Origin of the sequence: Pseudomonas sp. NPDC089407 (genome assembly GCF_044900445.1) — a bacterium.
GTDB lineage: Bacteria > Pseudomonadota > Gammaproteobacteria > Pseudomonadales > Pseudomonadaceae > Aquipseudomonas.
Genome location: NZ_JBJDNB010000004.1, coordinates 148,956 through 174,518, shown reverse-complemented (window position 1 = coordinate 174,518; position 25,563 = coordinate 148,956). Strand labels below are relative to the sequence as shown.

Annotated in this window: 26 protein-coding genes and 1 pseudogene; 21 read left to right on the top strand and 6 right to left on the bottom strand. The window is 60.2% G+C overall.

Annotation, left to right across the window (positions count from 1 at the left end):
• The first annotated feature begins 34 nt into the window (after window positions 1-34).
• Entirely contained in the window at window positions 35-1,339 is a 1,305-nt protein-coding gene (locus tag ACI2KG_RS05145) for an MFS transporter (RefSeq protein WP_404661062.1), read from the top strand.
• On the opposite strand, the gene ACI2KG_RS05140 is transcribed toward ACI2KG_RS05145, so the two are convergent.
• A complete protein-coding gene (locus ACI2KG_RS05140; RefSeq protein ID WP_404661061.1) occupies window positions 1,284-1,913 on the bottom strand; it encodes a TetR/AcrR family transcriptional regulator in 630 nt (209 codons plus the stop codon). The two genes, ACI2KG_RS05145 and ACI2KG_RS05140, sit on opposite strands and share 56 nt — an antisense overlap.
• Before the next feature lie 134 nt (window positions 1,914-2,047).
• Between ACI2KG_RS05140 and ACI2KG_RS05135 the strand changes: the two genes are divergently transcribed.
• From ACI2KG_RS05135 to ACI2KG_RS05115, 5 genes are all read left to right on the top strand, one after another.
• Window positions 2,048-2,812: an SDR family NAD(P)-dependent oxidoreductase gene (locus ACI2KG_RS05135; protein WP_404661060.1), complete on the top strand. Its 765-nt coding sequence runs from the start codon at window positions 2,048-2,050 to the stop codon at window positions 2,810-2,812.
• Between the two features lie 79 nt (window positions 2,813-2,891).
• Window positions 2,892-4,541 (top strand): (2,3-dihydroxybenzoyl)adenylate synthase, encoded by a 1,650-nt coding sequence (locus ACI2KG_RS05130; protein WP_404661059.1) that lies wholly within the window; start codon window positions 2,892-2,894, stop codon window positions 4,539-4,541.
• Between the two features lies 1 nt (window position 4,542).
• Window positions 4,543-5,313, top strand: coding sequence for a crotonase/enoyl-CoA hydratase family protein (locus ACI2KG_RS05125; RefSeq protein WP_404661058.1), 771 nt, complete (start codon window positions 4,543-4,545; stop codon window positions 5,311-5,313).
• A 42-nt stretch (window positions 5,314-5,355) separates the two neighbouring features.
• Window positions 5,356-6,549 carry an acetyl-CoA C-acyltransferase gene (locus tag ACI2KG_RS05120; protein ID WP_404661057.1) on the top strand — a complete coding sequence of 398 codons (1,194 nt, stop codon included), beginning with the start codon at window positions 5,356-5,358 and terminating at the stop codon, window positions 6,547-6,549.
• A 61-nt stretch (window positions 6,550-6,610) separates the two neighbouring features.
• Window positions 6,611-7,549 (top strand): transporter, encoded by a 939-nt coding sequence (locus ACI2KG_RS05115; protein ID WP_404661056.1) that lies wholly within the window; start codon window positions 6,611-6,613, stop codon window positions 7,547-7,549.
• 144 nt (window positions 7,550-7,693) lie between these two features.
• Here ACI2KG_RS05115 and ACI2KG_RS05110 read toward each other — a convergent pair whose 3' ends face one another.
• Entirely contained in the window at window positions 7,694-8,155 is a 462-nt protein-coding gene (locus ACI2KG_RS05110; protein WP_404661055.1) for a MaoC/PaaZ C-terminal domain-containing protein, read from the bottom strand.
• Window positions 8,156-8,702: 547 nt separating this feature from the next.
• Between ACI2KG_RS05110 and ACI2KG_RS05105 the strand changes: the two genes are divergently transcribed.
• Entirely contained in the window at window positions 8,703-8,993 is a 291-nt protein-coding gene (locus ACI2KG_RS05105; protein WP_404661054.1) for a hypothetical protein, read from the top strand.
• 42 nt (window positions 8,994-9,035) lie between these two features.
• On the opposite strand, the gene ACI2KG_RS05100 is transcribed toward ACI2KG_RS05105, so the two are convergent.
• Window positions 9,036-9,272: a hypothetical protein gene (locus tag ACI2KG_RS05100; protein ID WP_404661053.1), complete on the bottom strand. Its 237-nt coding sequence runs from the start codon at window positions 9,270-9,272 to the stop codon at window positions 9,036-9,038.
• Between the two features lie 844 nt (window positions 9,273-10,116).
• On the opposite strand from ACI2KG_RS05100, the gene ACI2KG_RS05095 reads away from it, so the two are divergent.
• The 3 genes and pseudogenes from ACI2KG_RS05095 to ACI2KG_RS05085 all read left to right on the top strand — a co-directional run.
• Window positions 10,117-10,416, top strand: a complete 300-nt coding sequence (locus ACI2KG_RS05095) for a hypothetical protein (protein WP_404661052.1) — start codon at window positions 10,117-10,119, stop codon at window positions 10,414-10,416.
• Between the two features lie 1,244 nt (window positions 10,417-11,660).
• Window positions 11,661-12,080 carry a hypothetical protein gene (locus ACI2KG_RS05090; RefSeq protein WP_404661051.1) on the top strand — a complete coding sequence of 140 codons (420 nt, stop codon included), beginning with the start codon at window positions 11,661-11,663 and terminating at the stop codon, window positions 12,078-12,080.
• Between the two features lie 178 nt (window positions 12,081-12,258).
• Window positions 12,259-12,459: pseudogene (locus ACI2KG_RS05085) on the top strand (ABC transporter permease); the annotation flags it as partial.
• Between the two features lie 78 nt (window positions 12,460-12,537).
• Here the strand turns inward: ACI2KG_RS05085 and ACI2KG_RS05080 are convergent.
• From ACI2KG_RS05080 to paaY, 3 genes are all read right to left on the bottom strand, one after another.
• Window positions 12,538-12,882, bottom strand: coding sequence for a helix-turn-helix domain-containing protein (locus ACI2KG_RS05080; protein ID WP_404661050.1), 345 nt, complete (start codon window positions 12,880-12,882; stop codon window positions 12,538-12,540).
• A 510-nt stretch (window positions 12,883-13,392) separates the two neighbouring features.
• A complete protein-coding gene (paaX, locus tag ACI2KG_RS05075) occupies window positions 13,393-14,316 on the bottom strand; it encodes a phenylacetic acid degradation operon negative regulatory protein PaaX (protein ID WP_404661049.1) in 924 nt (307 codons plus the stop codon).
• 77 nt (window positions 14,317-14,393) lie between these two features.
• A complete protein-coding gene (gene paaY, locus ACI2KG_RS05070; protein ID WP_404661048.1) occupies window positions 14,394-14,993 on the bottom strand; it encodes a phenylacetic acid degradation protein PaaY in 600 nt (199 codons plus the stop codon).
• A 356-nt stretch (window positions 14,994-15,349) separates the two neighbouring features.
• Between paaY and paaF the strand changes: the two genes are divergently transcribed.
• The 11 genes from paaF to paaE all read left to right on the top strand — a co-directional run bounded on the left by paaF (window position 15,350) and on the right by paaE (window position 25,508).
• Window positions 15,350-16,123 carry a 2,3-dehydroadipyl-CoA hydratase PaaF gene (gene paaF, locus ACI2KG_RS05065; protein ID WP_404661047.1) on the top strand — a complete coding sequence of 258 codons (774 nt, stop codon included), beginning with the start codon at window positions 15,350-15,352 and terminating at the stop codon, window positions 16,121-16,123.
• 34 nt (window positions 16,124-16,157) lie between these two features.
• Window positions 16,158-16,949 carry a 2-(1,2-epoxy-1,2-dihydrophenyl)acetyl-CoA isomerase PaaG gene (gene paaG / locus ACI2KG_RS05060; protein ID WP_404661046.1) on the top strand — a complete coding sequence of 264 codons (792 nt, stop codon included), beginning with the start codon at window positions 16,158-16,160 and terminating at the stop codon, window positions 16,947-16,949.
• A gap of 2 nt (window positions 16,950-16,951) precedes the next feature.
• Window positions 16,952-18,469 (top strand): 3-hydroxyacyl-CoA dehydrogenase PaaH, encoded by a 1,518-nt coding sequence (gene paaH / locus ACI2KG_RS05055; protein ID WP_404661045.1) that lies wholly within the window; start codon window positions 16,952-16,954, stop codon window positions 18,467-18,469.
• A complete protein-coding gene (gene paaI / locus ACI2KG_RS05050) occupies window positions 18,462-18,902 on the top strand; it encodes a hydroxyphenylacetyl-CoA thioesterase PaaI (protein ID WP_404661044.1) in 441 nt (146 codons plus the stop codon). The genes paaH and paaI overlap by 8 nt, the downstream gene beginning before the upstream one ends.
• Complete coding sequence (gene pcaF, locus ACI2KG_RS05045; protein ID WP_404661043.1) at window positions 18,895-20,115, top strand: 3-oxoadipyl-CoA thiolase; 1,221 nt, start codon at window positions 18,895-18,897, stop codon at window positions 20,113-20,115. The genes paaI and pcaF overlap by 8 nt, the downstream gene beginning before the upstream one ends.
• Window positions 20,116-20,236: 121 nt before the next feature.
• Window positions 20,237-21,556: a phenylacetate--CoA ligase PaaK gene (gene paaK, locus ACI2KG_RS05040; RefSeq protein ID WP_404661042.1), complete on the top strand. Its 1,320-nt coding sequence runs from the start codon at window positions 20,237-20,239 to the stop codon at window positions 21,554-21,556.
• A 276-nt stretch (window positions 21,557-21,832) separates the two neighbouring features.
• Window positions 21,833-22,822 (top strand): 1,2-phenylacetyl-CoA epoxidase subunit PaaA, encoded by a 990-nt coding sequence (paaA, locus tag ACI2KG_RS05035; protein WP_404661041.1) that lies wholly within the window; start codon window positions 21,833-21,835, stop codon window positions 22,820-22,822.
• Window positions 22,823-22,847: 25 nt separating this feature from the next.
• Window positions 22,848-23,129 (top strand): 1,2-phenylacetyl-CoA epoxidase subunit PaaB, encoded by a 282-nt coding sequence (gene paaB / locus ACI2KG_RS05030; RefSeq protein WP_400618640.1) that lies wholly within the window; start codon window positions 22,848-22,850, stop codon window positions 23,127-23,129.
• 8 nt (window positions 23,130-23,137) lie between these two features.
• Window positions 23,138-23,896, top strand: a complete 759-nt coding sequence (gene paaC, locus ACI2KG_RS05025) for a 1,2-phenylacetyl-CoA epoxidase subunit PaaC (RefSeq protein WP_404661040.1) — start codon at window positions 23,138-23,140, stop codon at window positions 23,894-23,896.
• On the top strand, window positions 23,883-24,416 hold the full coding sequence (gene paaD / locus ACI2KG_RS05020) for a 1,2-phenylacetyl-CoA epoxidase subunit PaaD (RefSeq protein WP_400618646.1): 534 nt from the start codon (window positions 23,883-23,885) through the stop codon (window positions 24,414-24,416). Before paaC ends, paaD begins: the two co-directional genes overlap by 14 nt.
• Window positions 24,417-24,431: 15 nt before the next feature.
• Window positions 24,432-25,508 carry a 1,2-phenylacetyl-CoA epoxidase subunit PaaE gene (paaE, locus tag ACI2KG_RS05015; protein WP_404661039.1) on the top strand — a complete coding sequence of 359 codons (1,077 nt, stop codon included), beginning with the start codon at window positions 24,432-24,434 and terminating at the stop codon, window positions 25,506-25,508.
• Window positions 25,509-25,563 lie beyond the last annotated feature (55 nt).

Below are 25,563 nucleotides of genomic sequence, written 5' to 3'. Positions count from 1 at the left end.
GTACCTGAATAAAAATAATCACAGGTAACAGGCAATGAATACGTCGCGCATGTTTTACGGCTGGTGGGTCGTGTTGGCTTCGATCGTTGGAATGATCGTCAGCCAGGGCCCTGTCCTGGTATTCACATTCGGCATCTTCATGAAGCCGCTGACTGCCGAGTTTGGCTGGAGCCGTTCTCAGGTCTCGCTCGGACTGACCGTTGCAATCCTGTCTGCGGCGCTATGCACGCCCTGGATAGGTCGACTCATTGATCGCAAAGGGGCGCGGCAAGTGGCAATCCCGGCGCTTCTCCTTTTTGGTGTGGGGGTCATGGCGTTAGGGCTGCTACCTGCCAACCTCGTGTTGTTCTACCTGGCGTTTTGCGTAATCGGGTTACTGTCGACCGGCGGCACCCCTACGGCTTACGCAATGGCAGTGAGTTGTTGGTTTGTACGCCGTCGTGGATTGGCGTTGGGTTTGAGCATGGCAGGAATCGGTGTTGGTGCAGCCCTGATGCCCATGCTTGCGCAGCATGCCGTAGCATCCTTGGGTTGGCGTTGGGCGTATGTGGTAATGGGCCTGGTAATTGTACTTGGCGCGTCCATCGTGGCGATGCGACTCACGAACAAGCCGGCAGATCTCGGACTTTTTCCCGATAACCAACCTACTGCAGACGGTCTGTCACACGCGCCAGACAAAGTCGGGATGAGCGTTGGGCAGGCCATACGGAGCCGGTCGTTCTGGTTGATAGGCAGCGCGTTCTTCCTGGCAGCCCTGGCCATCAACGGCTGTTCGGTGCATTTTGTGCCATTACTTACCGACCGGGGTGTCCCGGTTGCTGAAGCGGCGAGAATTGCCTCGATCATCGGCATCGCGTTGATAGTAGGGCGAGTGGGGGCAGGCTACCTGCTTGACTATCTCTTCGCGCCGTTCGTGACGATCTTCTTCTTTACAGGTCCAGTGATTGGAATCCTGCTGCTCTACAGCGGCGCCACCGGTGCCACAGCGATGTTCTGTGCGGCGCTGATCGGACTTGGTGTCGGTGCTGAAGTGGATCTGATCGCCTACCTGATTGCACGTTACTTCGGCTTGCGAGCATTTGGTGAAATCTATGGCTACCTGTTCGGGCTGTTCTGTTTGGGTACGGCCTTTGGCCCACTGCTCATGGGGGTGGGCCAGACCTTCCAGGGCAGCTACGACAGCGTGCTGCTGTTTTTCGCCGGGTGCATGGTGCTGGCATGCGTGCTGATGCTGGGGGTCGGGCGCTATCCAAACCTGATTGCACAGGGGAAGGCGCCTGAGGTTAACCCGCCTGCAGACCATGCATTATCAGGTTCAGGCGCATCATCAACTCATTGACGCCGTCTTCAGGTGATTCAGAGTCACTCGCCAACCACATCCGGATCTCCGCTGCCAGCAGGTAGAACATGGTCTTTGCGATCATGGCATCGTCCTCCTGGCAGCGCACCTCTCCTTGGACGCGTGCGTAAGCGAGGAGGGTAGCGATTGAGCCGATGGTACGTGCTCGGGTCGCCTGGAAGCGTTCGCTCTGCATCCCCGTCGTATAGAACGTGATCTCGCGAGTCAGGTCGCGGGCGAGCACTTTGTCCTGCCCGTAAAACAGGAAGAAATGCCGTAGGGCCTGGCGCAGGTTGTCCAGAAGTGGGGCCTCGGCCCGGCAATCAGCGAAAGCGCGGGTAGTCAGGTCGTCCAGGTCGTCGTTGAACACCAGAAACAGCAGGTCGCGCTTGTCGGTTGCATAGAGGAACAGGGTTGAGAGGCCCACGTCTGCTTCCTGAGCAATTTGCCGCGTCGTCGTGGGTTCAAAACCATTTTCGGTGAAGAGTTTTTTTGAGGCGGCACGGATCCGCAAAAACTTGTCGAGCTTGTTGCGTTCACGCAAACCTAACGGCGCAGGCGGTTTCTCGTTCATATCAGACCTTTGATTGTTCTGTTTTTTTTTGCGCTTTGTAGGTCTCATCTTAAGTGATGGCCCCCATGTTGACAAACATTCTGATCACGTCTAAAAATGAACATGTTCTTTTAAAAACAAAAACGAGGTAGAACATGTCAACAGCTCACAAAGTCGCACTGGTCACCGGCTCCGCCTCTGGCATAGGGGCGACGGTTGCCGTGGCGCTGGCCAACGCCGGCTACGACGTGATCATCAATTACAGCCGCAGCGAAGCCTCGGCCAAGGCCACAGTCGAGGCCTGCGAAGCAGCTGGGGCGCAGACCATGCTCCTGCAGTGCGATGTGTCGGACGAAGCCAGTGTCAAGGCTATGGTGGCGGCAATCCGTGAACGCTATAGCCACCTGGATGTGGTGTGCAGCAATGCCGGCGTATCGATCGACACGCCGCCTAAGAATTTCGACCTGATCGATGTTGAAGATTGGGATCGCGTGTTCGCTGTGAACGTGCGTGGGCTGTTCCTCATTGCCAAGCACACCAAAGCCCTGTTGTTCGAGGCGCCACGCCCTTGCATGGTCAATACCGCCTCGATTGTTGGCATGCGCCCCGGTGCTCAACCGCTGCCGTACTCTGCTTCAAAAGCGGCGGTAATCAGCATGACTCAGACCCTCGCCAATGCCATGGGGCCGAAGGTGCGGGTCAATGCGATCGCGCCAGGCTGGATGGAAGGGGCGTGGATGGAATGGATGCTTGGTGACAACTACGACAAGCTGATGACCCGCCGTGCCCGTGCCACCCCGTTGCAACGCTGCGTAACCATGCCTGACGTCGCCGAAGTGGTGCTGACGCTGATCGAGCACATGCACTTCGTGACAGGTGAAACCATCGTCATCGATGGCGGCTTCGCCAAGACCACCTGACCTCTGCCTTCAAGGCCGTCGATACGCGCCGGCCTCGCGTGATCCTTCAAACAATAACGACAACATCGAGGATTTCTCCATGATGGGATTCGTGCCGTTTCCAGAAAGCTTCGCTGCACACTACCGCGCAAAGGGTTACTGGCAAGACCAGACCCTGGCCAACCTGTTCAGCGAAGTGTGCCGTCAGTATGCCGACCGTATTGCTGTATGTGATGCAAGTCGGGAAGTCAGTTACGCCGAGCTGGACCGGATCGCTACGCGCCTGGGCCTGAATCTCTTGGATGTCGGCCTGGTACCAGGCGACATCGTGGTGCTTCAACTAGGGAACGTGCTGGAGTTTGTTTTCGTGTACCTCGCGCTGCAGAAGATTGGCGTGCGGCCCATTCTCGCGTTACACACACATCGTTATCGTGAGCTGCGCCAGTTCGTCGAGCTGTCCGGTGCCACTGCAACCATTACTGCTGATCGCTCCAAGGACTGCGACTTCATCGACATCGTTAATCGCGTCCAAGCCGACACTGGCAGCATCCGCAGTAAGTTCGTGCTCGGTGACGTTGCCCCAGGATTTGTCTCGCTGAGTGAGCTGCTGGCGCGTGTACCTGAGCGTGATGCCGCTGAAATCGATGCCATTCAGGCGGCGATTGACCCTTGCAGCCCTGCGCTGTTCCTTCTTTCGGGAGGCACAACAGGTATCCCGAAGATGATCCCTCGTTCGCACAATGACTACGCCTGCAACTCGCGATTGGCTTCGCGCTACACCGGCATCACCGAGAACTCCGTACTGCTCGACGTATTGCCTATCGCCCACAACCTGCCGCTGGCCTGCCCGGGTCTGCAGGGCTTCATGCTCTGCGGCGCCAAGGTCGTGTTGCATGGCAGTACACGCGCCGGCGAAGTGTTCGCACTGATCGAGCGATTCAACGTGACGCACATCCATGTCGTGCCAGCGCTATTGATCATGTGGATGAACGACCCACAGGTAAATGAATTCGACCTGGCCAGCGTGCGGGTGATCCAGTCCGGTGGCCAGCGACTGCAACCAGAAACGCGCGCGCTGACCGAGCATGTGCTGCGCAATTGCACAGTGCAGGAGAACTTCGGCATGGCCGAAGGACTGCTGATGTTCGTCCGACTTGATGACCCGCTGGAGGTGCGTCGTGAATCGGTGGGCCGACCGGTGTGCGAAGACGATGAGATCATGTTGCTGGGGGAGGACGACCAACCCGTGCCGTTGGGAGTACCTGGAGAGCTTTGCTGTCGCGGCCCTTATACCCTGCGCGGCTATTTCAATGCCCCCGAGCATAACGCACGGGCCTTCACTCCGGATGGGTTCTACCGATCCGGCGACATGATGCGTGAATTGCCCTCCGGCAACTATGTGGTCGAGGGCCGCAAGAAGGATCTGATCAACCGAGGGGGCGAGAAGATCTCTGCCGAGGAGATCGAAAACCTGGTGCTAGCGCACCCTGCAGTGACCAATGTTGCCTGCGTGGCCATGCCTGACCCGGTGCTGGGCGAGAAAATGTGCGCCTTTGTTATCCTAAAACCGGCAGCGAAGCTCAGCCTTGAGGAACTGGTCAGCTATCTGCAGACCCAGGAAATTGCCCGTTTCAAGCTCCCTGAACGCCTTGAGCTGGTAGACAGATTCCCGTTGTCGACCTTCGGCAAGGTGTCCAAAAAAGACTTGGTGGAGCGCGTCAGTGCAAAACTCAAGGAAGAGGCTGCCTGATATGAGCGACTTTATCGAGTACAGCTTCGACGAGGGTATCGTCACCTTGACCCTGTCCGCGCCAGAGCAGCACAACGCGTTGAGCCATCAGATGCAGTTCGATGCTATCGCTGACGTGTGTGGGCGGATCAATCGTGACCCTCGTGTTTCAGTGGTCATTCTCACCGGCGCCGGCAAATCGTTCTGCGCCGGCGGCAACGTCAAGGACATGAAGGCGCGAACGGGGCTTTTTGCTGGCAGTCCTTACGAGCTGCGCGACGGTTATCGGCATGGCATCCAACAGATTCCTCTGGCGGTCTTTCACCTGGAGGTGCCGACCATCGCGGCGGTGAACGGCGCCGCGATCGGTGCCGGTTGCGATCTGGCCCTGATGTGCGATATCCGAATCGCTTCGCAGCAGGCCCGCTTTGCCGAAAGCTTCGTCCGCCTTGGCATCGTTCCCGGTGACGGTGGCGCCTGGCTGCTCCCCAGAGCACTGAACAACCTTTCCCGAGCATATGAGTTGTCGTTTACCGGCGAGACCATCTCGGCGCAGCAGGCGTTCGAGTATGGCCTGGTGTCGCAAGTTGTCGAACCGGACGCCCTCATGGCCTGCGCACTCGATCTGGCCCGACGCATTGCTGCCAATCCTGGCCATGCCTTGAGGCTGACCAAGAAGCTGCTGCGTGAAGGGCAACACACCCGCCTGGAACCCTTACTCGAACTGTCGGCGGCCTATCAGGCACTTTCTCATCACACCGAAGCTCACCAGGCCATCGTCCAGGCGCTTTGATCATGGCCGGGTGCTGGCAACAGCGCCCGGCAGGAGAGTCCCATGCATGACGCGGTAATCGTTGCATACGCCCGGTCTGCCATCGGCAAGGCGTATCGAGGTGCTTTCAATCACACGCCAATGCCCAGCCTGGCCGCGCCGATCATCCAAGCCATTCTCGAACGTTCGGAGTTGAAAGGTGACGAGGTGGAAGAGCTGGTGATGGGCTGCGGTCGACCCGAGGGCACCCAGGGCAAGAACGTCGCGAGACTGAGTGCGCTGCGAGCTGGATTGCCGGACAGCGTGGCCGCGCAGACAGTCAGCCGACATTGTGCGTCTGGTCTTCAGGCGATCGCCAGTGCCGCCCAGCGCATTCAGCTCGGCGAGTGCTCAATCATGCTGGCGCTGGGTGGCGAATCCATCAGTCTGGTGCAGAACGCGCATACCAATGAGCACTTCGGCCAGGATCCGTGGTTGTTGCAGCACAGGTCTGACGCCTACATCAGCATGCTCGAGACCGCAGAACGGGTTGCTCAGCGCTACGGGGTAACGCGTGCTGACCAGGATGAATACGCGCTGATCAGCCAGCAGAGAGTCGCCCAGGCTCAGCGTGATGACCTGTTTGCGCAGGAAATCGTGCCGTTGGATGTGGTCACGCGCGCCTTGGACAAGGCCTCGTATGAGTATTACGACAAGCCTGTGCGTATGGACAAAGACGAATGCAACCGCCCTGGTACGCAGTCGGATCAGTTGGCCGCGCTAGCGCCGGTGCTCGACGGCGCACAACGCTCGGTCACAGCTGGCAATGCGTCACAGCTCAGTGATGGCGTTGCAGGGTGCGCATTGATGAGCGCTGATCACGCACGTGACCGTGGCCTCAAGCCGCTGGGCATATTCAGGGGATTTGCCAGCGCTGGCTGCGCCCCGGATGAGATGGGGATAGGCCCGGTCTTGACCGTACCCCGGCTGTTGGCTCGGCATGGGCTGAATATCGGCGACATCGACTTATGGGAGTTGAACGAAGCGTTTGCGTCTCAGGTGCTGTATTGCCAGCGCCAGTTGGGCATTCCATTGGAGCGGCTAAATGTCAACGGCGGTGCCATCGCGCTGGGACATCCATACGGCATGTCGGGTGCGCGCATGGCGGGGCATGTCCTGTTCGAGGGGCGTCGGCGCGGGGCTCGGTTTGTCGTGGTGACCATGTGCGTCGGAGGCGGGCAGGGCGCCGCAGCGCTCCTTGAGGTGTGTCATGACTGACGGCTAACAACAGGCATCACTCATCGCTGTGTCTCTACAACAACAAAAAGAGGGACTACCCATGAATGCTGTGCACGTTCGTGTTCTGCAAGCCGCCGGTTTGCTGATCTGTCTACAAGGTACTGCCAGCGCAACCGAGGGCAATGGCAACTCCTACCCGTTGGGTGTGGAGACCAACATGTCTGGGATGATGCTGCCTGAAGGCCTCAATGCTCTGTTGTACTACACCCACTATGAGGCTACGCACGTCAAAGCCAACGATGGTCGAGACAATCCCAACATTGCTCGCTATCGCCTCAAGTCCGATGTCGTATCCTTACGCCTCAGCTACGTATGGCCCGGTGTGAAATGGCTGGGCGCAAACGTCGAGACCCGAACAGCGCTTGCGGTACCTACCATCGATCTGACTTTGGACGTCGCGCGTCCATCGCCCTTGGCCCCATTGGATAAAGGCGGTACGGCTACCAACCTGGGCGACCTCAGCTTCGCGCCAATATTGCTTGGTTGGCATGCCGAAACCTTGCACCAAACGGCAGGCATAGAAACATTCTTGCCCACAGGCGACTACGACAAGGATGAGCCGGTGAATACGGGTCGCAACTACTATCAGTTCGCACCGTTCTACGCGGTTACTTGGCTACCGTCGGAGCGGTGGGAAGCAAGCGCGAAGCTGCGCTACGGCATCAACACCCGGAATGAAAAGACCGACTACCGTTCGGGTGATGAGACGACGCTGGAGTTCAGTGGCGGTTATCGCTTCAGCCAGGCGTTCAGTGCAGGTATCAACGGCTACCTGTACCGTCAAACCACCGACGACAGGCTCGACGGCGATGCGGTCAATGGCAACGGCAATCGCGGCTCGGTCAACGCCCTCGGGCCGTATGCCATGTACCGTTTCACCAAGGATTTCGCCGTAGTGGCCAAGCTGCAGGAAGAGTTCGGGGCGAAGAACAAGGCGGAAGGTACACGCATCTGGCTGCAAGCTCGACTGCCATTCTGAGCCATGAGCGCACCACACCACGGCGGCTCAAACACAACAAGGGCCGCGGCAGTTAGATGATGTAGGCTCTCTCGTGAGGTCAGATCTAGCCGAGCAATGGCTCGGTTAGATCTTGCACTCCTTGAAGCACAGGCCCTGGAGAAACTAGCCTGCTCGATGCCAACGTCCGATTAGGACTGTGACGTCGTAACTCAGCACCGTTACCCCCTCCACGTAAACCTTTACCGTGAACGTCACCCAGCCGCAGTCCTCTCGACGATGATGGGCATTAGTTTCCAAGACCTCGGCAGTAATGCTCAGAACATCACCCGCCACCACGGGCTTTCGCATGACGAAACAATCTATCCTGTGTCCGGCTACGACCTTCGTTCTTGTGAACAAAGCGTCGCACAGCATCCGCTGCGAAAGGGCGAAAGTGTGAACACCGCTCGCGCAGTGCATACCCAATGGCTCGTTCAAGGCAAGTTCAGGGTCTGTGTGAACTATCAGAGGGTCAAACTCCTTGGCAAACGCAATGATCTCATCTTGTTGGAGAGCCATTGACCGCTGATTCTGCCAAGTCTGACCGTTCGAAAAGTCTTCCCAGCCATATATTTTATCGTTCATGAGAAGCTGAGCCTTCCTTGATGATCAACGCTTTTGAACTCTGCATAACGTCGCCTCGACCGTCCCGTTGGCGAAGCTGGCGTGATCGCAGGCGGCCAAGTTTACCTCATACCTTCCCTTGAAGCAGAGTCAATAGATGACCCTATGCTCGGGAATCAGCCTAGGAGCTTCCGAGCCCTTCAGATGCATCAGCAAATAGAGCCACGAGATCGATACCGAAGACCCGGCCGCTGCGTTTAATGATCCGCCCATCCGCGATGACCGTAGTGGCTTTTTTAGCCGTACCGTCCATTTGGTAGACGTCCACGGAGAATGCTGAACCACAGCCATGATTGACGGATCGAATGATGATCAAGTCCCAGCCTTGACCATGTGATCCTTCCACACGTCATTTCAGAGAAGAAAATTTGTACAAGAAAATTTATTTGTATCAGAAATCAAACCAGTTGTCCGATACCGATACTTGTCGATATCACAGTCATTGAACCGCCGTCTTGCTTTGCTATGGTTAGGTTTCCGTATAAGACTAAAGTCGTAGGAGGGCGGCATGCGTATTCGTGGTGATGTTTTTTGGGATTGGGCTGATCCAGTGCTTCATCATCGTACCCATGACGAGGAGCTCGATGATGGCACGACCATCGATGTCCAGGTCAGGCTATCGCGGACAGGCCAGACGCAAATGTTCATCGGCGTTTACGCCGGTGGTGGGATGGCTTTACACGAAGAAGCCTTCGATTCACGGCCCGGTGAATCCATGACCCGAGCTCTAGCTTGGGGTGTCGGACGCGGAAGGCGTCTTGCTACAGATAAGCAGCCTGCCGTAAGACAGGTGGCTTAAGCCTTTAAATCTAGGCTTACAGGTGGTCGCTTCACCCCAGGGTCAACGGCCACCGCCTTCATAAATCCACGCGGTGTATGCAGATATCAACGTCGGTGAGAGCTCGGGCAAGGCATCCGAGGTCTCAACCAACCGGGTTGGGCTTTTGAACCAATCCGCTAACCAGGCGAGTAGTCGAAGCCTGGACGTCGGGCAGGTCTCAACCTGTCTTTCCAGCTCATCAGCGATCAGTCCGAGTTGCTCGATATCTTTATCCAGCTGATCTATCTGGTTTGTCATGAGCCGCTTGATCTCAGTTTAAGGAAAGCTTTTGCAGCCGGCTGTCGATCTCGTCCCGCTGTCCAGATCATAGTTCTCGTGATCCTCTCGCCCTCTCGAACCTTTTCATGGGAATGGTGATCGAGATCTATGTCGGCCCAAGCCCAAATATCTCGCCTCGATGTCCCATCCATGTCTCTTGGCAAATATCCATTCAGGAAGCTTAGACCGTATCGTCTAGATCGGCGGTTTCGGATGATTTCCAGTTGTGGCAGCGATATCAAATTCACTCGGTACCGCTGTGTGCACCATCGTAAGCGGAGCGCGCCGGCCCAGGGACGGGCCATAGGCGTGAGGGTGGAAACCCCTTAGGGCCCAGACCGGCAGGGTCGGGCTCTCGGGTTACGACAGCCGTACCCGGCAGGTGCCCGCCCAGGTATGTCCGGAGCGATTCCCTGTAATGTCGGTAGCTACTTTTCAATCTTCTCGATCCTACCCCCGCAAGCCACATACTTTTCTTTGTAACCAGAGCGGCAGTAATTGGCCACCTTGGTGGGGCTCGGCGTAGGAGGACAGGCATTGGGCGAATTGGAGGTATTGAAGTGCTCGCACTGCTGCGTGGAACGTGCCTGCGTTCGTCTGTGGGGCGATGTAGCGATATTGAGTGCAGGCTGTCAGCAGAACCGCCAACGCTAAAAAGGAAAGTCTGGTCAACAACGTCGTGGCTCCGTGCAGTATGCGCCTGACTGATTCGAGCATCGGAGAAGATATCGGTTCAGCGGCCCGGTCAATCTCGTAGCGTCCAAACCAAGCCTCGGCATCTCTGTCAGAATGCTAGGCTGCGAATTCACGTGTAAGGAACATCATGCTCATAGCGTCGGAATTCAGGTTATTAGCTCGAGCCGCACAACAAAGTCTTCCATCTTGGTCGCGCTTCGTGGCTCAGACGGAGTTTGTCTGGCAAAACCCTGCTTTGGTGTTAGATCCTGCTGCGTGGCAGAAGCTCTGGTTTGAGATGGAGATCGTCAACGCCCTAGCCTTGGCCGAGTGGGAGGAGGAGGGCTGCCCTCAAGATTGGTCGCACCGGTGGAGAGAAAGATACGAACAGGATGTGCGCGGCTTGGTTTCAGAGCTTACTCTTTTGATCGCCGCAGAGACAAACTGACGCGGCTATCGAGTATGTGTGCGGATTTCAGTTAGCTTCGTCCTCGCAGCGAGGGATGGCTGAAATCGGAAAGCGGAGCGGCCATCGACCCTGGTAGCACCCTTGAACCCTGGTATTCCTCCATCATTTTGCAGGATGCTCGATTTCGGAGCGCAGGCTGTCAACGAGATCTGCTGGAGGTCTACCGTCTGCTCACTCAGACAAAAGTCCCCGGGATTGCCATGCCAGCGCAAAGCGTGGATAGGAAAGGAAGTGGGTTTTGTGATTAAAGAAATCATCCTAATGCGTCATGGTCAGCCAAATCTGACCTTTGTAGACAAGGTTTCTGCGCTCGAGATGAAACTATTCAGCTGTACAGCGATTCGCTCACGCAATGCGGTATTTAACATAATATGCATTATGCGTGAGTCTGTATATGGTCACCAGGTCATGAGTCAGCCACTTTTGGACCAGGACAAGTACTCCAGTCGACCCTTGCCGCATCGGTCACTCTTTCTGAACACCATTACCAATGCTCAACAGGAATTGCCTAAGCCTATTCCGGCCACAGCTCTAGGTACGACAGCACTCTGCGCTGCGATCCACGGTTAAGTCTCAGCATTCATACCTTGACGCTGGCGTGACTGCACGTCCTGAAACCCGTGGCAACGCTGCGCAACACAGATATCGGTTCCTGGTCGGCTACGTGATCTCACTACCTGCAGCGCCACTGCGCCATTGACGGCCACGCTAAACAGGTTTGATGTGCGCCAGATTCACAGGCGACAACGTCAAGCATGCGAGGCGCTTGCACCAAGCTTACGGTTAACAGTGAAATCTCGCTATTCAGGCTGTTTCAGGACTCTTTAAACCCGGCGCCACGCGTTACCGCAGTGGTTTGCTCACAGTCACGGTTTACCCGTGTCGACGCTTGGTGCAGCCCACACAGAGCACGGATTTCGACCGCGCCTGCAATTTGAACGTCGTGGGAAGACGTGCCAACTTTGCTCTGCAACTCAGAATTCACGCTTTAACACAGACCCTAAGGGCTGCGTATCAGGGCAATTGTTTAATCGCTGTAGTTGTATTGGTTTGATTGTTTGCACGTGTAGAATGCCCTGCTTTAGTATATATATTGAGTGCGATAAAATTATAACTACGCTAAATACTCATTTAGTGTAGTTATTGCTGCGCACTTAGCGAACATCTCAGGAAACATGAGATTATACCCTTCTCTGAAGCCACTCTCACTCGGGACCGGAATCATGCGCAGGTCGATGCTGTTGCTCGCAATCACGGCAGTTGCTGGTTGTCAGACGCCCATGCCAACTCCCAACCCCCAGATGGCCTGGGTCGATCTCTCGGTGCCCTTCCCCAATGACAGGGTGTTGATGGCCGAACGCCTGGATAGAGAGCGTTTGCGCGACGGGCGCTTTTTTCAGGTCAGCCCAGGTAGCCATGTGTTGCTCGTTCGCTTCGACTATGAAGTGGGCGGTGGCGGCGGCATGAGCTTAATGGGCGGCACCACTGTTCGCGAATGCTACCTGACCCTTTCATACGCGTATTTCAACGCGGGTGAACGTTACTTGCTGGAGGCTCGCTCGATGGCGCTGACACCGGAGGCACGCTTGTACGATGCCAAGCGCAATGTGGTGGCAGAGGTCAGCGAATTCTATTGCCTGTGATCATCGCTGCCGGCATGCCAGCGCTGCCTGAGCGAAACAGCGTCATTGAGCTGAAGTCCAAGGCCCCTGCCCTTGTTGCCGTTGATGGTGGTAATGACATTGATTGCCGTCGCCCTGGGTATCGAGCGCATGACCCGCGAACTGACTAGCCAGCGCCCGGTGGTGGACATGGTCCTGTGTCAGCTTGCCGGGCATGATGACCGGGCAGATTCTGGCCGGTCAGCAGCCCGAAGATGCCGTGCTCTATCAGATTGTCATCATGTTCCTGATCGCCGCCGCTTCGGCGCTGGGCACGGTCTGCGCCGTGCTGATGACCTTCAACCGGCTGTTTTCGCCCGCACACCAGTTCATGGCGCACAAGCTGGTCAGGCGGGGCTGAGACTGGCCAGCTCCGCTCTTTTGCATTTGGACGCTCTCACTGCTTTTCGGGAGCTATATAAGATGTACACGCGCGACATCAGAATGCCCTTGGCTTGGGCTTTGCCAACCGAACGCGCCTGGTTGCGATACCCTCCAACGGATCGCTAGCTTGAGTAAAACGTGTGATCTGTGAGCTGTTTTCCAATCCTTCCAGTGAAGCGAACACGGTATCGCTGATACCAAGCCGCCATAGCACCAGCATGAACGAACGCAGGTCAACATGCTCTGAGCCGCCCTCGATCTTGCGCAAGGTGTGCGCTGAAACGCCGATGGCAGCCTTGAGGTCGGCCTGGCGCATGCCGAGAGCCAGGCGGCGTGCCTTGACCAACAACCCGGTTTTGCTAAGCGTATCGGCACATGTGACGGGGAAATAGTCCGGCATAAGGTCTACCATGGTTGACGTTAATCCATATAAGGTTAACCCTCATGAATCTTATGTGGTGGAAATTTAAGATTGATGGCGATCTAGTATCAAGGCAGGCACAGAACCTGTAGGTGCGGCCTTGCGTCGCGATGGCCCCGGCAATTTGTGCATCTGTGCGCAAACCCCGGGGCTGCTGCGCAGCCCATCGCGACGCAAGGCCGCTCCTACAAAGGCCAGTGCTGCAGGAGAGATATGTAAGGCAGTTGCTGCCACATCTGTTCCTGGCCAATCACTCCTGTGACATTTTTGCGCCCTCTCGCGCACGGCGCAATATCGAGTCGTACAGACAAGGCGGACAGCGATGATCCCAAAGGAGAGACTGGCCTGAAACAGATGTGGGAGCGGCCTTGTGCCGCGAAGCGCCGCGCGGGCGGCGCTCGATCTCACCAGCACCCCAAGTCTCAAGGCAAACCCTAGTCAGTCCTTACCGCTTGACTGACTGGGATAACACCATAGTGAGCCTTATTATCAGGCCAACCCACCAAAGCGCTTGTAGAAGCTCTCGTTCACATCAGGCAAAGGCCCATCCGCCGTCTCGAGCGCTGCGTTAAGCCATTCTTCCGCCTTGGCGTACACCAGGCGATACAGGTTGCGGCACAGTTGGCGGGCGGCGCGGCCTTCCCAGTCGCCGGGCAGCAGTTCGTCCGGCAGTTGCGGGTCGCGCAGCAGCAGCCTGCGGTACTCGTGAATAAGCAGTGTGCGCGCCAGGAAGCAATCCTGGGCCTCCAGCGCATCCTGCTCTTTAAGGCTTTGCCATAACGGCCGGAACAGCTGGATGAACTCGCTGTACTGCTGGCCCAGTTCGTCGATACGCCAGCTCTCCCGTACCTGGGCGCGCATGGCCTTGGAGGCCAGTACTTCCTGGGTATGGGTTTCAAAGACGATGCTGTCGTCGCTGGCTTCCAGTTCGCGCAAGGTAGCCGCCAGGTCGCCTCGGTCGGCGCGTGGGCAGCCGAGCAGGTTAGGTGCCATCGCCCCGAAGCCTTGCCATTCCAGTTCTTCGCGCACGGCCTTGCGCTTGCCGGCGTCGAGTTGCGACAGCAGCACCAGGGTCCAGGCGCCATCCCAGGCCGGCTGGCTTGGGCTATAAACGCGCTTGAAGGCTTTTTCGAAGCGCCGACGCCCCGTGCCGGTCAGGCTGTAATAGCTGCGTCGGCCCACCTTTTCGGCGGTCAGCCAGCCTTCCTTGGTCAGGCGGAAAATCGACGTGCGGATCAGGCGCTCATTGATGCCGATCGGCTCCAGCAGGTTGATCAGGCTACCCAGCCAGACGGTGCCGCCGTGCGGTTCGATGGCATCGCCATACAAGGTGATGATCAGCGAGCTGGCGCGGATTGGCGTCTGCTCCTGGAAGCGGGTGATCAAAGTGTTCAGTGGGGCAAGAGTGCTCATGGGCGAACTGTGCGCGGATAAAGCCCCGACTATACCTGCGCGGCGGGCCGCCTGGCCATTGCGTGTCGCTGCAAGGCTCATGCGCTGGCCTGGCCTTTTGGGCGGACTCCGGTATCTTCCATGCGCGGGCGCCCAGGTTCGGCTGCAGTCAGCGGCGGGCATTCGACCATGCTGTTCATGCAGCGCTGCGCCAGGTGCTGGTACTCGGCGGTGCCGCGCTGCTTCCAGGCCAGCTCCTGATCGGTCAACGGGCGTTTGACCTGCGCAGGCGCACCCATCACCAGGCTTTGCGCCGCACACTCGAAGCCTGCCTTGACCAAGGCCGTGGCTGCGACAATGCAGCGTGGCGCAACGTGGGCGCCATCCATCACCACTGCATTCATGCCGATCAAGGCGTCTTCGCCTACGCGGCAACCGTGCAGCACCGCGCCATGGCCAATGTGCCCGTTGCGTTCCACCACCGTGTCGCCACCCGGGAAACCATGCATCACGCAAGTGTCCTGCAGGTTGGCGCCCTCCTCCAGCACAATGCGGCCGAAATCGCCCCGCAGCGAGGCCAGCGGGCCAATGTAGCAATGCGCGCCGACGATAACGTCGCCAATCAGGACTGCGCTGGGGTGCACATAGGCTGTCGGGTGAACCACCGGCGTCAGGCCGTCCAGTCGATAGCAAGGCATGGCAAAACTCCTGAAATGATTCGAAACGTGGCCTGATCTTGTATCACTCTGTATTTGAGCGTCAATTGCTTAAATCGTGTATCACTTCTGCTGCCTAGGCCCGCGAGCCATTATCGCTAGTGATCCTCTGCGAAATCGACTGGAAAAATCGTTTTTATGACGCTTGCGTCGTATTTTTGATACCTATATGACTTCCATAATAAGATACACGAAACAATTTATCATCTTGCATTCATGTATCGCGTAATGCATATACTGGCTGCACGTGGACGTGATCCCGCATCTCGCCCCCTGCAAACAATTCCAAGAAATGCCGGCCCCACGATGTGCCGTGCGTGCAGCCAGAGGAACCCGATATGCCGCGATATCTCGCTGTGCAGGCGCCCGAACACGGCGTACAGCTCATTACCCTGCAACGGCCCGAGGCGTTGAACGCCCTGTGCACCGAGCTTCTGGCAGAGCTGGCTGCGGCATTGGGCGCTGCCGATCAAGACCAGCAGGTTGGCGCGGTAGTGATCACCGGCAGTCGCAAGGCATTCGCTGCGGGTGCCGACATCCGCGAAATGGCCGAGCGCGACCTGGTCGGCATTCTCAATGACCCGCGCGTAGCCCACTGGCAACGCATCGCTGCCTTTGCCAAGCCGCTGGTTGCCGCCGTCAACGGTTATGCGTTGGGTGGTGGTTGCGAGCTGGTGATGTGTGCCGACATCGTCATTGCCGGCAGCGACGCCCGTTTCGGCCAGCCAGAAATCAACCTCGGCATCATTCCCGGTGCCGGTGGCACCCAGCGCCTGTTGCGCGCGGTCGGCAAGCCGCTGGCCATGCAGATGGTGCTGACCGGCGAAGCGATCACCGCCCGCCATGCCCAGCAAGCCGGCCTGGTCAGTGAAATCACCCAGCCCGAATTGACCGTCGAGCGCGCCCTACAAGTGGCCCGCAGCATCGCCGCCAAGGCGCCGCTGGCCGTGCGCCTGGCCAAAGAGGCGCTACTCAAGGCCGGTGATACCGACCTGGCCAGCGGCCTGCGCTTCGAGCGCCATGCCTTCACGTTGCTGGCCGGTACTGCCGACCGCGACGAAGGCATCCAGGCCTTTCAGGAAAAACGCCAGGCCCGTTTCCTGGGCCGCTGATCATCCTTCCCTCGACTGACGGAGCGAGTCTTTCATGACTTTCCAGCACATCCTGTTTTCCATCGAGGACGGCGTTGCCCTCCTTTCATTGAACCGCCCTGAGCAGCTGAACAGTTTCAATACGGCCATGCACCTGGAAGTGCGAGAAGCGCTCAAACAAGTGCGCCAAAGCAGCGACGCGCGCGTGCTGCTGCTGACGGCTGAAGGCCGCGGCTTCTGCGCCGGCCAGGACCTGTCCGACCGCAACGTCGCCCCCGGCGCCGAAATGCCAGACCTGGGCGAATCGATCGACACGTTCTACAACCCGCTGGTGCGCACCCTGCGCGACCTGCCGCTGCCGGTCATCTGTGCGGTCAACGGTGTGGCCGCCGGTGCCGGCGCCAATATTCCGCTGGCCTGCGACCTGGTGCTGGCCGCGCGCTCGGCCAGCTTCATCCAGGCCTTCTGCAAGATCGGCCTGGTGCCAGACTCTGGCGGTACCTGGCTGCTGCCGCGCCTGATCGGCATGGCGCGGGCCAAGGCCCTGGCCATGCTGGGCGAGCGCCTGGGCGCTGAGCAGGCCCAGCAATGGGGGCTGATCCACCGCGTGGTAGACGATGCGGCGCTGCGTGACGAAGCACTTACCCTCGCCCGCCAGCTCGCCACCCAGCCTACCTACGGCCTGGCGCTGATCAAGCGCAGCCTCAATGCCAGTTTCGACAACGGTTTTGATGAGCAACTGGAACTGGAGCGCGACCTGCAGCGCCTGGCCGGGCGCAGCGAGGATTACCGCGAAGGCGTCAGCGCCTTCATGAATAAGCGCACACCAGCCTTCAAGGGGCGCTGAACATGGGCGCACTTGCAAACACTGTACAGGTGGCGGTAATCGGTGCCGGCGCCATGGGGGCCGGCATCGCTCAGGTCGCAGCCCAGGCCGGCCACCCGGTAAAACTCTATGACAACCGCCCGGGCGCAGCCGCCCAAGCGGTGGCAGGCATTGATCGGCAACTGGCTCGGCTGATGGATAAAGGCAAGCTGCCAGCCACTGAGCGCGAAGCCATCAGCGCCCGGCTGTGCCCGGTCGACAGCCTGGAGGCGTTGGCTGATGCCGGCCTGGTGATCGAAGCCATCGTCGAGAACCTGCAGGTCAAACAGACGTTGTTCAGTCAGCTTGAAACCCTGTGCGCCAGCGACTGCATCCTCGCCAGCAACACCTCGTCGCTGTCCATCACCAGCCTGGCTGCTGGCCTGCAACGCCCCGGGCACGTGGTTGGCATGCACTTTTTCAACCCGGCGCCGCTGATGGCGCTGGTCGAGGTGGTGTCGGGCCTGGCAACCGACCCGGCGATAGCCGCCTGCATTTACGCTACCGCCCAGGCGTGGGGCAAGCAGCCGGTGCACACGCGCTCTACCCCGGGCTTTATCGTCAACCGTGTGGCGAGGCCGTTCTATGCCGAAAGCCTGCGGCTATTGCAAGAAGGCGCAGCAGATTGTGCCAGCCTCGATGCATTGCTGCGTGACGCAGGTGGCTTTCGCATGGGCGCGTTCGAACTCACTGACCTGATCGGCCACGACGTCAACTATGCCGTCACCTGTTCGGTATTCGATGCCTTCTATGGCGATTTCCGCTTCCAGCCTTCGCTGGTGCAGAAAGAACTGATAGACGCTGGCCGCCTTGGCCGCAAGACCGGCCAAGGCTTCTATAGCTACGGCGAAGGCGCTGAACGCCCGCAGCCAGCAGAGCTGCACAGCGCCGCCCGTGTAGAAGCCTGTGTGATCGAGGGCGCCCTCGGGGTCATGCAGCCGCTGGTCGAGCGCTTGCGCCAAAGCGGCATTGCCGTGACCCAGCGTGCAGGCACCGGCCTGATCCAGGTCGGCGATGCCACCCTGGCCTTGTCCGATGGTCGCCTGGCCAGCCAGCGCGCCCGCGAAGACGGCCTGCGTAACCTGGTGCTGCTCGACCTGGCGCTGGACTACGGCAGCGCCAGCCGGCTGGCCATCAGTTGGTCGGCCGATACCAGCGACAGTGCTCGCGACCACGCCGTGGCGCTGCTGCAGCGCGCCGGCCTGAAAGTGACCGGCGTTGCCGACCTGCCCGGCCTGGTGGTACTGCGCACCGTGGCCATGCTCGCCAACGAGGCCGCCGATGCCGTGCTGCAGGGCGTCGGCAGTGCCGCCGACATCGACCTGGCCATGCGTGCCGGGGTCAATTACCCCTGCGGCCCGCTGGCCTGGGCCGCGAACATCGGCATAGCCCAAACCCTGCGCGTACTCGACAACCTGCAGCGCAGCTACGGCGAAAGCCGCTACCGCCCTTCCCTGTTGTTACGCCGCTGCGAAGCCAAAGGAGGCACCCTGCATGACTGAAGTGGAACTGGCACAAGCCTGTGCCGACGCCATGTACGCCCGCGACCAGGCCACCCAGGGGCTGGGCATCAGCCTGCTGGATGCCGGCCCGGGCCAGGCAACCCTGCGCATGCCGGTGCGTGCCGACATGATCCAGGGCCACGGCACCTGCCACGGCGGCTTCCTGTTTGCCCTGGCCGACTCGGCGTTCGCCTTTGCCTGCAACAGCTATGACCAGGCCACCGTGGCGCTGGGTTGCAGCATCGACTACCTCGCCCCGGCGTTGCGCGACGACGTGCTCACCGCTCACGCCAGCGAAGTCAGCCGCAAAGGCCGTACCGGCCTGTACGACGTGCGCATCGACAACCAGCGCGGTGAGCTGGTGGCGATGTTCCATGGCAAATCCTACAAAGTGCGCGGCACCGTGCTGGCGCAGGAGGCACAAGATGACTGAACCCACCCTCGCCGATGCCTTGATCATCGACGCCGTGCGCACCCCGATTGGCCGCTATGCCGGGGCCTTGAGCGGCATGCGTGCCGATGACCTGGCCGCCGTGCCGCTAAAGGCGCTGCTGCAGCGCCACCCCGAACTGGACTGGAAAGCGGTCGATGATGTGATTTTCGGCTGCGCCAACCAGGCGGGTGAAGACAACCGCAACGTGGCGCACATGGCCAGTTTGCTGGCCGGGCTGCCGCTGGAAGTGCCGGGCACCACCCTCAACCGCCTGTGCGGCTCCGGCCTGGATGCCATCGGCAATGCCGCCCGCGCCCTGCGCTGTGGTGAAGCCGGGCTGATGCTGGCGGGCGGTGTCGAATCGATGTCGCGTGCGCCATTTGTGATGGGCAAGTCCGAGCAGGCTTTCGGCCGAGCCGCCGAGCTGTTCGACACCACCATCGGCTGGCGTTTCGTCAACCCGCTGATGAAAGCGGCTTACGGCATTGATTCGATGCCGGAAACGGCGGAAAACGTGGCTGAGCAGTTCGGCATTTCCCGCGCCGACCAGGATGCTTTCGCCCTGCGCAGCCAGCACAAGGCCGCAGCAGCACAGGCCCGCGGCCGCCTGGCGCGGGAAATCGTGCCGGTCGAGATCCCGCAGCGCAAAGGCCCGGCCAAAGTGGTCGAGCATGATGAACACCCCCGCGGCGACACGACGCTGGAGCAACTGGCCAGGCTGGGTACGCCCTTTCGCGAAGGCGGCAGCGTTACCGCCGGTAATGCCTCGGGTGTCAACGATGGCGCCTGCGCCCTGTTGCTGGCCAGCAGCGCCGCTGCCCGGCGCCATGGCCTGAAGGCTCGCGGGCGGATCGTCGGCATGGCGGTGGCCGGCGTGGAACCACGGCTGATGGGTATCGGACCGGTACCGGCAACCCGCAAGGTGCTGGAGCTGACCGGTTTGTCGCTCGCTGACCTGGATGTCATCGAGCTCAACGAGGCGTTCGCCGCGCAAGGCCTCGCCGTGCTGCGCGAGCTGGGCCTCGCTGACGATGACGCACGGGTCAACCGCAACGGCGGCGCCATTGCCCTGGGCCACCCGCTGGGCATGAGCGGAGCGCGGCTGGTGACCACGGCGCTGCATGAGCTGGAAGAGATGGGCGGCCGCTATGCCCTGTGCACCATGTGCATCGGCGTTGGCCAGGGTATTGCCATGGTCATCGAGCGCCTCTGAGCGGTTCCGACCCACCGCCTGTTACCGAACAGAACGCAGCCGTATATGCTGCCTCCATGACACTCACCGCGCGGCCTGCAAGCGGGTTTGCGCGGCGTACAAGAACAATTCGAGTGAAGCCATGAACATGTACCATGATGCCGATCGTGCCCTGCTGGACCCGATGGAAACCGCCAGCGTCGACGCCCTGCGCCAGCACCAGCTGGACCGCCTGCGCTGGAGCCTGAAGCACGCCTACCACAACGTGCCGCTGTATCGCCAGCGCTTTGCCGAGTGCGGCGCGCACCCCGATGACCTCAAGTGCCTTGAAGACCTGGCCAAGTTCCCCTTCACCGGCAAGAACGACCTGCGCGACAACTACCCCTACGGCATGTTTGCCGTGCCCCAGGAAGAGGTTGTCCGCCTGCATGCCTCCAGCGGCACCACGGGCAAGCCGACGGTCGTCGGTTATACCCAGAACGATATCGACACCTGGGCCAATGTGGTCGCCCGCTCGATCCGTGCGGCCGGTGGGCGCAAAGGCGACAAGGTGCACGTGTCCTACGGCTATGGCCTGTTCACCGGCGGGCTTGGTGCGCACTACGGCGCCGAACGCCTGGGCTGCACGGTAATCCCCATGTCCGGCGGCCAGACCGAGAAACAGGTACAGCTGATTCGCGACTTCCAGCCCGACATCATCATGGTCACGCCGTCGTACATGCTCAACCTGGCCGATGAGATCGAGCGCCAGGGCATCGACCCGCACCACCTCAAGCTGCGCCTTGGCATCTTTGGTGCCGAGCCCTGGACCGACGAGCTGCGCCGCTCGATCGAACAGCGCCTGGGTATCGATGCCCTCGACATCTATGGCCTGTCGGAAATCATGGGCCCCGGGGTGGCGATGGAATGCATCGAAACCAAGGACGGCCCGACCATCTGGGAAGACCACTTCTACCCCGAGATCATCGACCCGGTCACCGGCGCGGTGCTGCCCGACGGCCAGCTGGGCGAGCTGGTGTTCACCTCGCTGAGCAAAGAGGCGTTGCCGATGGTGCGCTACCGCACCCGCGACTTGACCCGCCTGCTGCCCGGTACCGCGCGCCCCATGCGCCGGATCGGCAAGATCACCGGTCGCAGCGACGACATGCTGATTATTCGCGGGGTCAACGTGTTCCCGACGCAGATCGAGGAACAGGTGCTGAAAATAAAACAGCTTTCAGAAATGTATGAGATTTATTTGTATCGTAATGGCAACCTGGACAGTGTTGAAGTGCATGTGGAATTGCGTGCGGAGTGCCAGCACCTGGATGAAGGCCAGCGCAAGTGGGTGGTTGGCGAGCTGAGCAAGCAGATCAAGACCTACATCGGCATCAGCACCCACGTGCACCTGCAGCCGTGCGGCACGCTCAAGCGCTCCGAGGGCAAGGCTTGCCACGTGTATGACAAACGGTTGGCCAGCTGATCTCATTCGACTGCCATTTCGGCCCCGGCATTGTCCGGGGCTTTTTTTTGCCTGTGAGAATGCAGGGGGCGCTTTGCGCCCCAATCGCGACGCAAGGCCGCTCCTACACGGGTCCGCGATTCCCTGTAGGAGCGGCCTTGTGTCGCGATCGGGCTGCGCAGCAGCCCCTAGACCAGCAATGCGATACACAAAACTTATCCGATACACATAAAACTGTTTGACCATCTCTTTTGTATCGCTTACAAATGACTCATGCCTCAGCAGGAGTCTGCCCCCATGTACGCACAGCTAGTGGAAACCGGAGTCAAGCGCATCAAGTCTCTGGAAGAAATGTCCCCCGAGGAACGCCACTTCCAGGAAAAAATCGACGCCGAAATCAAGATCGAAGCCAAGAACTGGATGCCCGAGGCCTACCGCCAGACCCTCATCCGGCAGATCTCCCAGCACGCCCACTCGGAAATCGTCGGCATGCTGCCCGAAGGCAATTGGGTCACCCGTGCCCCCAGCCTCAAGCGCAAGCTGCAGCTGATGGCCAAGATCCAGGACGAAGCCGGCCACGGCCTGTACCTGTACAGCGCCATGGAAACCCTCGGCGCCGACCGTGACGAAGAAATCGCCAAGCTGCACAGCGGCAAGGCCAAGTATTCGAGCATCTTCAATTACCCGACCCTGAGCTGGGCCGACATGGGTGCCGTGGGCTGGCTGGTGGATGGCGCCGCCATCGTCAACCAGGTGGTGCTGCAGCGCACCTCCTACGGCCCCTACTCCCGCGCCATGATCCGCATCTGCAAGGAAGAGAGCTTCCACCAGCGCCAAGGCTACGAAATGCTCCTGACCATGATGCGCCACGGCACCCAGGCGCAGCAGGACATGGTCCAGGACGCCATCAACCGCCTGTGGTGGCCGGCGCTGATGATGTTCGGCCCCAGCGATGAGCATTCGCCCAACAGCGCCCAGTCGATGGCCTGGAAGATCAAACGCCAGACCAACGACGAACTGCGCCAGCGCTTCATCGACCAGACCGTGCCACAGCTGGAACTGCTGGGCTGCACCGCCCCAGACCCTGAACTGAAGTGGAACGACGAGCGTGGCCACTACGACTTCGGCGACATCCAGTGGGACGAGTTCTACGAAGTGATCAAGGGCAATGGCCCTTGCAACCTGGAACGTGTCGCCACCCGGCGCAATGCCATAGAGAGTGGCGCCTGGGTACGCGAGGCCGCCGTGGCCTACGCGCGCAAGCAACAGAACAAGAACGCCGCCTGAGCGGCGATTGATGCGGAGATCGAAAATGTCTGTCTGGACCCTCTACGAAGTGTTCGTGCGCAGCAAGCACGGGCTTAACCACAAGCATGTCGGCAGCGTGCACGCCGCCGATGCCGCCATGGCCATCGAAAACGCCCGCGAGCTGTACACCCGCCGTAGCGAAGGCGTGAGCCTGTGGGTGGTGCCTTCGGCGCTGATCACCGCCTCTTCCCCTGACGAGAAAGACCCGCTCTTCGCGCCCTCGGACGACAAGGTCTACCGCCATGCCAGCTTCTACGAGCTGCCCGATGACGTCGGACACATGTGAGGTCGACCATGCATAACGAAGCCCTTATTCCGTATCTGCTGCTGCTTGGCGACACTGCCCTGGTCCAAGGCCAGCGCCTCTGCGAATGGTGTGGCCGCGCCCCGGCCATCGAAGAAGAACTGGCCCTGATGAACGTCGGCCTCGACCTGATCGGCCAGGCGCGCAACTGGCTGGATTACGCGGCCGAGCTGCTCGATGACGGCCGGGACGCCGATGCCCTGGCGTTCCGCCGGGACGAGCGCGCCTACCGCAACCTGCTGCTGGTCGAGCAACCCAACGGTGATTTTGCCGTGACCATGACCAAGCAGTTCCTCTACGACGCCTGGCACTTCGCCCTGCTGCAGCGCTTGGTCGAGTCCGCTGACGAGCGCATTGCCGGTATTGCCGCCAAGGCCCTGAAGGAAGTCACCTACCACCTGCGCCGCTCCAGCGAATGGGTGCAGCGCCTGGGCGGCGGTACCGAAGAAAGCCGCCAGCGCATGCTCGCTGCTATCCCGGCGCTGTGGCGCTTCACCGTCGAACTGAGCGCTGCCAGCGACAACGAAGTACGCCTGGCCGAAGCCGGTATCGCCGCCGACCCGTCTGCAGTAGGCGCGGCCTGGCTCAGGCAGGTGGCCGAGACTTTCGCCACGGTTGAACTGCCACTGCCGAAAGCCGCCAGCCATTTCTACCTGGATGGCCGCAAAGGCCTGCACACCGAGCACCTGGGCCTGTTGCTGGCCGAGATGCAGTGCCTGCCAAGGGCCTACCCCGATGCAACCTGGTGAGCTGATTGCCGGCGACCGCGGCGCGCGGGCGCAACAGGGCGACGACCTGGCGCGGGCCTGGGCGGTGCTGGGCCAGGTCATGGACCCGGAAGTGCCGGTGGTCAGCGTGGTCGACTTAGGCATCGTGCGCGACCTCGACTGGCGTGCCGGGCACCTGCACCTGGTGGTCACCCCGACCTATTCCGGTTGCCCGGCCACTGAAGTGATCGAGGGCGACATTCGCCAGGCGCTGGAACAGGCCGGCTTCACCGCCCCGGACCTTGAGCGCCGGCTGACCCCGGCCTGGAGCACCGACTGGATCAGCGAACTGGGCCGCGAGCGCCTGCGCGCCTACGGCATCGCCCCGCCACAGGGCAGCGCCAGCAAGCGCAGCCTGCTCGGTGACGCGCCCCGGGTGTGCTGCCCGCAGTGTGGCAGCGCCCATACCGAATTGCTCAGCCAGTTCGGCTCCACGGCCTGCAAGGCGCTGTACCGCTGCCGCGAGTGCCTGGAGCCGTTCGACTATTTCAAATGCATTTGAGCCGTGGAGAACACCATGAGCCAGTTTCACAGCCTGACCATCAAGCAAGTGCGTAATGAGACCCGTGATGCGGTGTCTATTGCCTTTGACGTACCCGAGCACCTGCAGGACCAGTTCCGCTTTACCCAGGGCCAGTACCTGGTCATGCGTACCCAGCTGGACAACGAAGAAGTCCGCCGTTCCTACTCGATCTGCAGCGCTGTGCAGGACGGCGAGCTGCGCGTGGCCGTCAAGCGTGTGCCGGGCGGGCGTTTCTCGGCGTTTGCCAATGAAGTGCTCAAGGCCGGCCAGCAACTGGAAGTGATGCCGCCGTCGGGCAGCTTCCATGTGCCGCTGGACCCGGCACGCCAGGGCAACTACCTGGGTGTAGCCGCCGGCAGCGGCATCACGCCGATTCTGTCGATCATCGCCACCACCCTGGCCAGCGAGCCGAACAGCCGCTTTACCCTGCTGTACGGCAACCGCTCCAGTTCCGGTGCGCTGTTTCGCAACGAACTCGAAGACCTGAAGAACCGTTACCTCGACCGCCTGAACCTGATTTTCGTGTTCAGCCGTGAGCAGCAGGACGTCGACCTGTACAACGGCCGCATCGACGCTGACAAATGCGGCCAGCTGTTCTCGCGCTGGCTGGATGTGCCCGGCCTGGATGCCGCATTCATCTGCGGCCCGCAGGCAATGACCGAGACCGTGCGCGACAGCCTGCAGGCCAATGGCCTGGGCAAGGCGCGCATCCATTTCGAGCTGTTCGCCGCTGCCGGCAACGAAGCCCGCCGTGAAGCCCGCGAGGCCGCGCGCCAGGTGGACGCGGCACTCAGCCACATCACCGTGATCAGCGACGGCCGCGCCCTCACCTTCGACCTGCCGCGCAACACCCAGAACGTGCTGGACGCCGGCAATGCCATCGGCGCCGAGCTGCCTTATTCGTGCAAGGCCGGTGTGTGCTCGACCTGCAAGTGCCGGGTGGTCGAGGGCGAAGTGGAAATGGACAGCAACCATGCCCTGGAAGACTACGAAGTGGCGGCCGGGTATGTGCTGTCGTGCCAGACCTACCCGGTGAGCGACAAAGTGGTCCTCGACTTCGACCAGCTCTGAAGAAAATGCACGGGCTGCTAACGCGGTCGCTGTAGGAGCGGCCTTGCGTCGCGAA

Bases quoted from the DNA above. Each gene is read 5' to 3' on its own strand.
- ACI2KG_RS05140 (WP_404661061.1), bottom strand. From the start codon at position 1,913: ATGAACGAGAAACCGCCTGCGCCGTTAGGTTTGCGTGAACGCAACAAG.
- paaA (WP_404661041.1), top strand. From the start codon at position 21,833: ATGTACGCACAGCTAGTGGAAACCGGAGTCAAGCGCATCAAGTCTCTG.
- ACI2KG_RS05110 (WP_404661055.1), bottom strand. From the start codon at position 8,155: ATGAACGATAAAATATATGGCTGGGAAGACTTTTCGAACGGTCAGACT.
- ACI2KG_RS05125 (WP_404661058.1), top strand. From the start codon at position 4,543: ATGAGCGACTTTATCGAGTACAGCTTCGACGAGGGTATCGTCACCTTG.
- paaX (WP_404661049.1), bottom strand. From the start codon at position 14,316: ATGAGCACTCTTGCCCCACTGAACACTTTGATCACCCGCTTCCAGGAG.
- paaH (WP_404661045.1), top strand. From the start codon at position 16,952: ATGGGCGCACTTGCAAACACTGTACAGGTGGCGGTAATCGGTGCCGGC.
- pcaF (WP_404661043.1), top strand. From the start codon at position 18,895: ATGACTGAACCCACCCTCGCCGATGCCTTGATCATCGACGCCGTGCGC.
- paaI (WP_404661044.1), top strand. From the start codon at position 18,462: ATGACTGAAGTGGAACTGGCACAAGCCTGTGCCGACGCCATGTACGCC.
- paaY (WP_404661048.1), bottom strand. From the start codon at position 14,993: ATGCCTTGCTATCGACTGGACGGCCTGACGCCGGTGGTTCACCCGACA.
- ACI2KG_RS05145 (WP_404661062.1), top strand. From the start codon at position 35: ATGAATACGTCGCGCATGTTTTACGGCTGGTGGGTCGTGTTGGCTTCG.
- ACI2KG_RS05100 (WP_404661053.1), bottom strand. From the start codon at position 9,272: ATGACAAACCAGATAGATCAGCTGGATAAAGATATCGAGCAACTCGGA.
- ACI2KG_RS05135 (WP_404661060.1), top strand. From the start codon at position 2,048: ATGTCAACAGCTCACAAAGTCGCACTGGTCACCGGCTCCGCCTCTGGC.
- ACI2KG_RS05080 (WP_404661050.1), bottom strand. From the start codon at position 12,882: ATGCCGGACTATTTCCCCGTCACATGTGCCGATACGCTTAGCAAAACC.
- paaC (WP_404661040.1), top strand. From the start codon at position 23,138: ATGCATAACGAAGCCCTTATTCCGTATCTGCTGCTGCTTGGCGACACT.
- ACI2KG_RS05095 (WP_404661052.1), top strand. From the start codon at position 10,117: ATGCTCATAGCGTCGGAATTCAGGTTATTAGCTCGAGCCGCACAACAA.
- ACI2KG_RS05105 (WP_404661054.1), top strand. From the start codon at position 8,703: ATGCGTATTCGTGGTGATGTTTTTTGGGATTGGGCTGATCCAGTGCTT.
- ACI2KG_RS05115 (WP_404661056.1), top strand. From the start codon at position 6,611: ATGAATGCTGTGCACGTTCGTGTTCTGCAAGCCGCCGGTTTGCTGATC.
- paaG (WP_404661046.1), top strand. From the start codon at position 16,158: ATGACTTTCCAGCACATCCTGTTTTCCATCGAGGACGGCGTTGCCCTC.
- ACI2KG_RS05130 (WP_404661059.1), top strand. From the start codon at position 2,892: ATGATGGGATTCGTGCCGTTTCCAGAAAGCTTCGCTGCACACTACCGC.
- paaB (WP_400618640.1), top strand. From the start codon at position 22,848: ATGTCTGTCTGGACCCTCTACGAAGTGTTCGTGCGCAGCAAGCACGGG.
- paaD (WP_400618646.1), top strand. From the start codon at position 23,883: ATGCAACCTGGTGAGCTGATTGCCGGCGACCGCGGCGCGCGGGCGCAA.
- paaF (WP_404661047.1), top strand. From the start codon at position 15,350: ATGCCGCGATATCTCGCTGTGCAGGCGCCCGAACACGGCGTACAGCTC.
- ACI2KG_RS05120 (WP_404661057.1), top strand. From the start codon at position 5,356: ATGCATGACGCGGTAATCGTTGCATACGCCCGGTCTGCCATCGGCAAG.
- paaE (WP_404661039.1), top strand. From the start codon at position 24,432: ATGAGCCAGTTTCACAGCCTGACCATCAAGCAAGTGCGTAATGAGACC.
- paaK (WP_404661042.1), top strand. From the start codon at position 20,237: ATGAACATGTACCATGATGCCGATCGTGCCCTGCTGGACCCGATGGAA.
- ACI2KG_RS05090 (WP_404661051.1), top strand. From the start codon at position 11,661: ATGCGCAGGTCGATGCTGTTGCTCGCAATCACGGCAGTTGCTGGTTGT.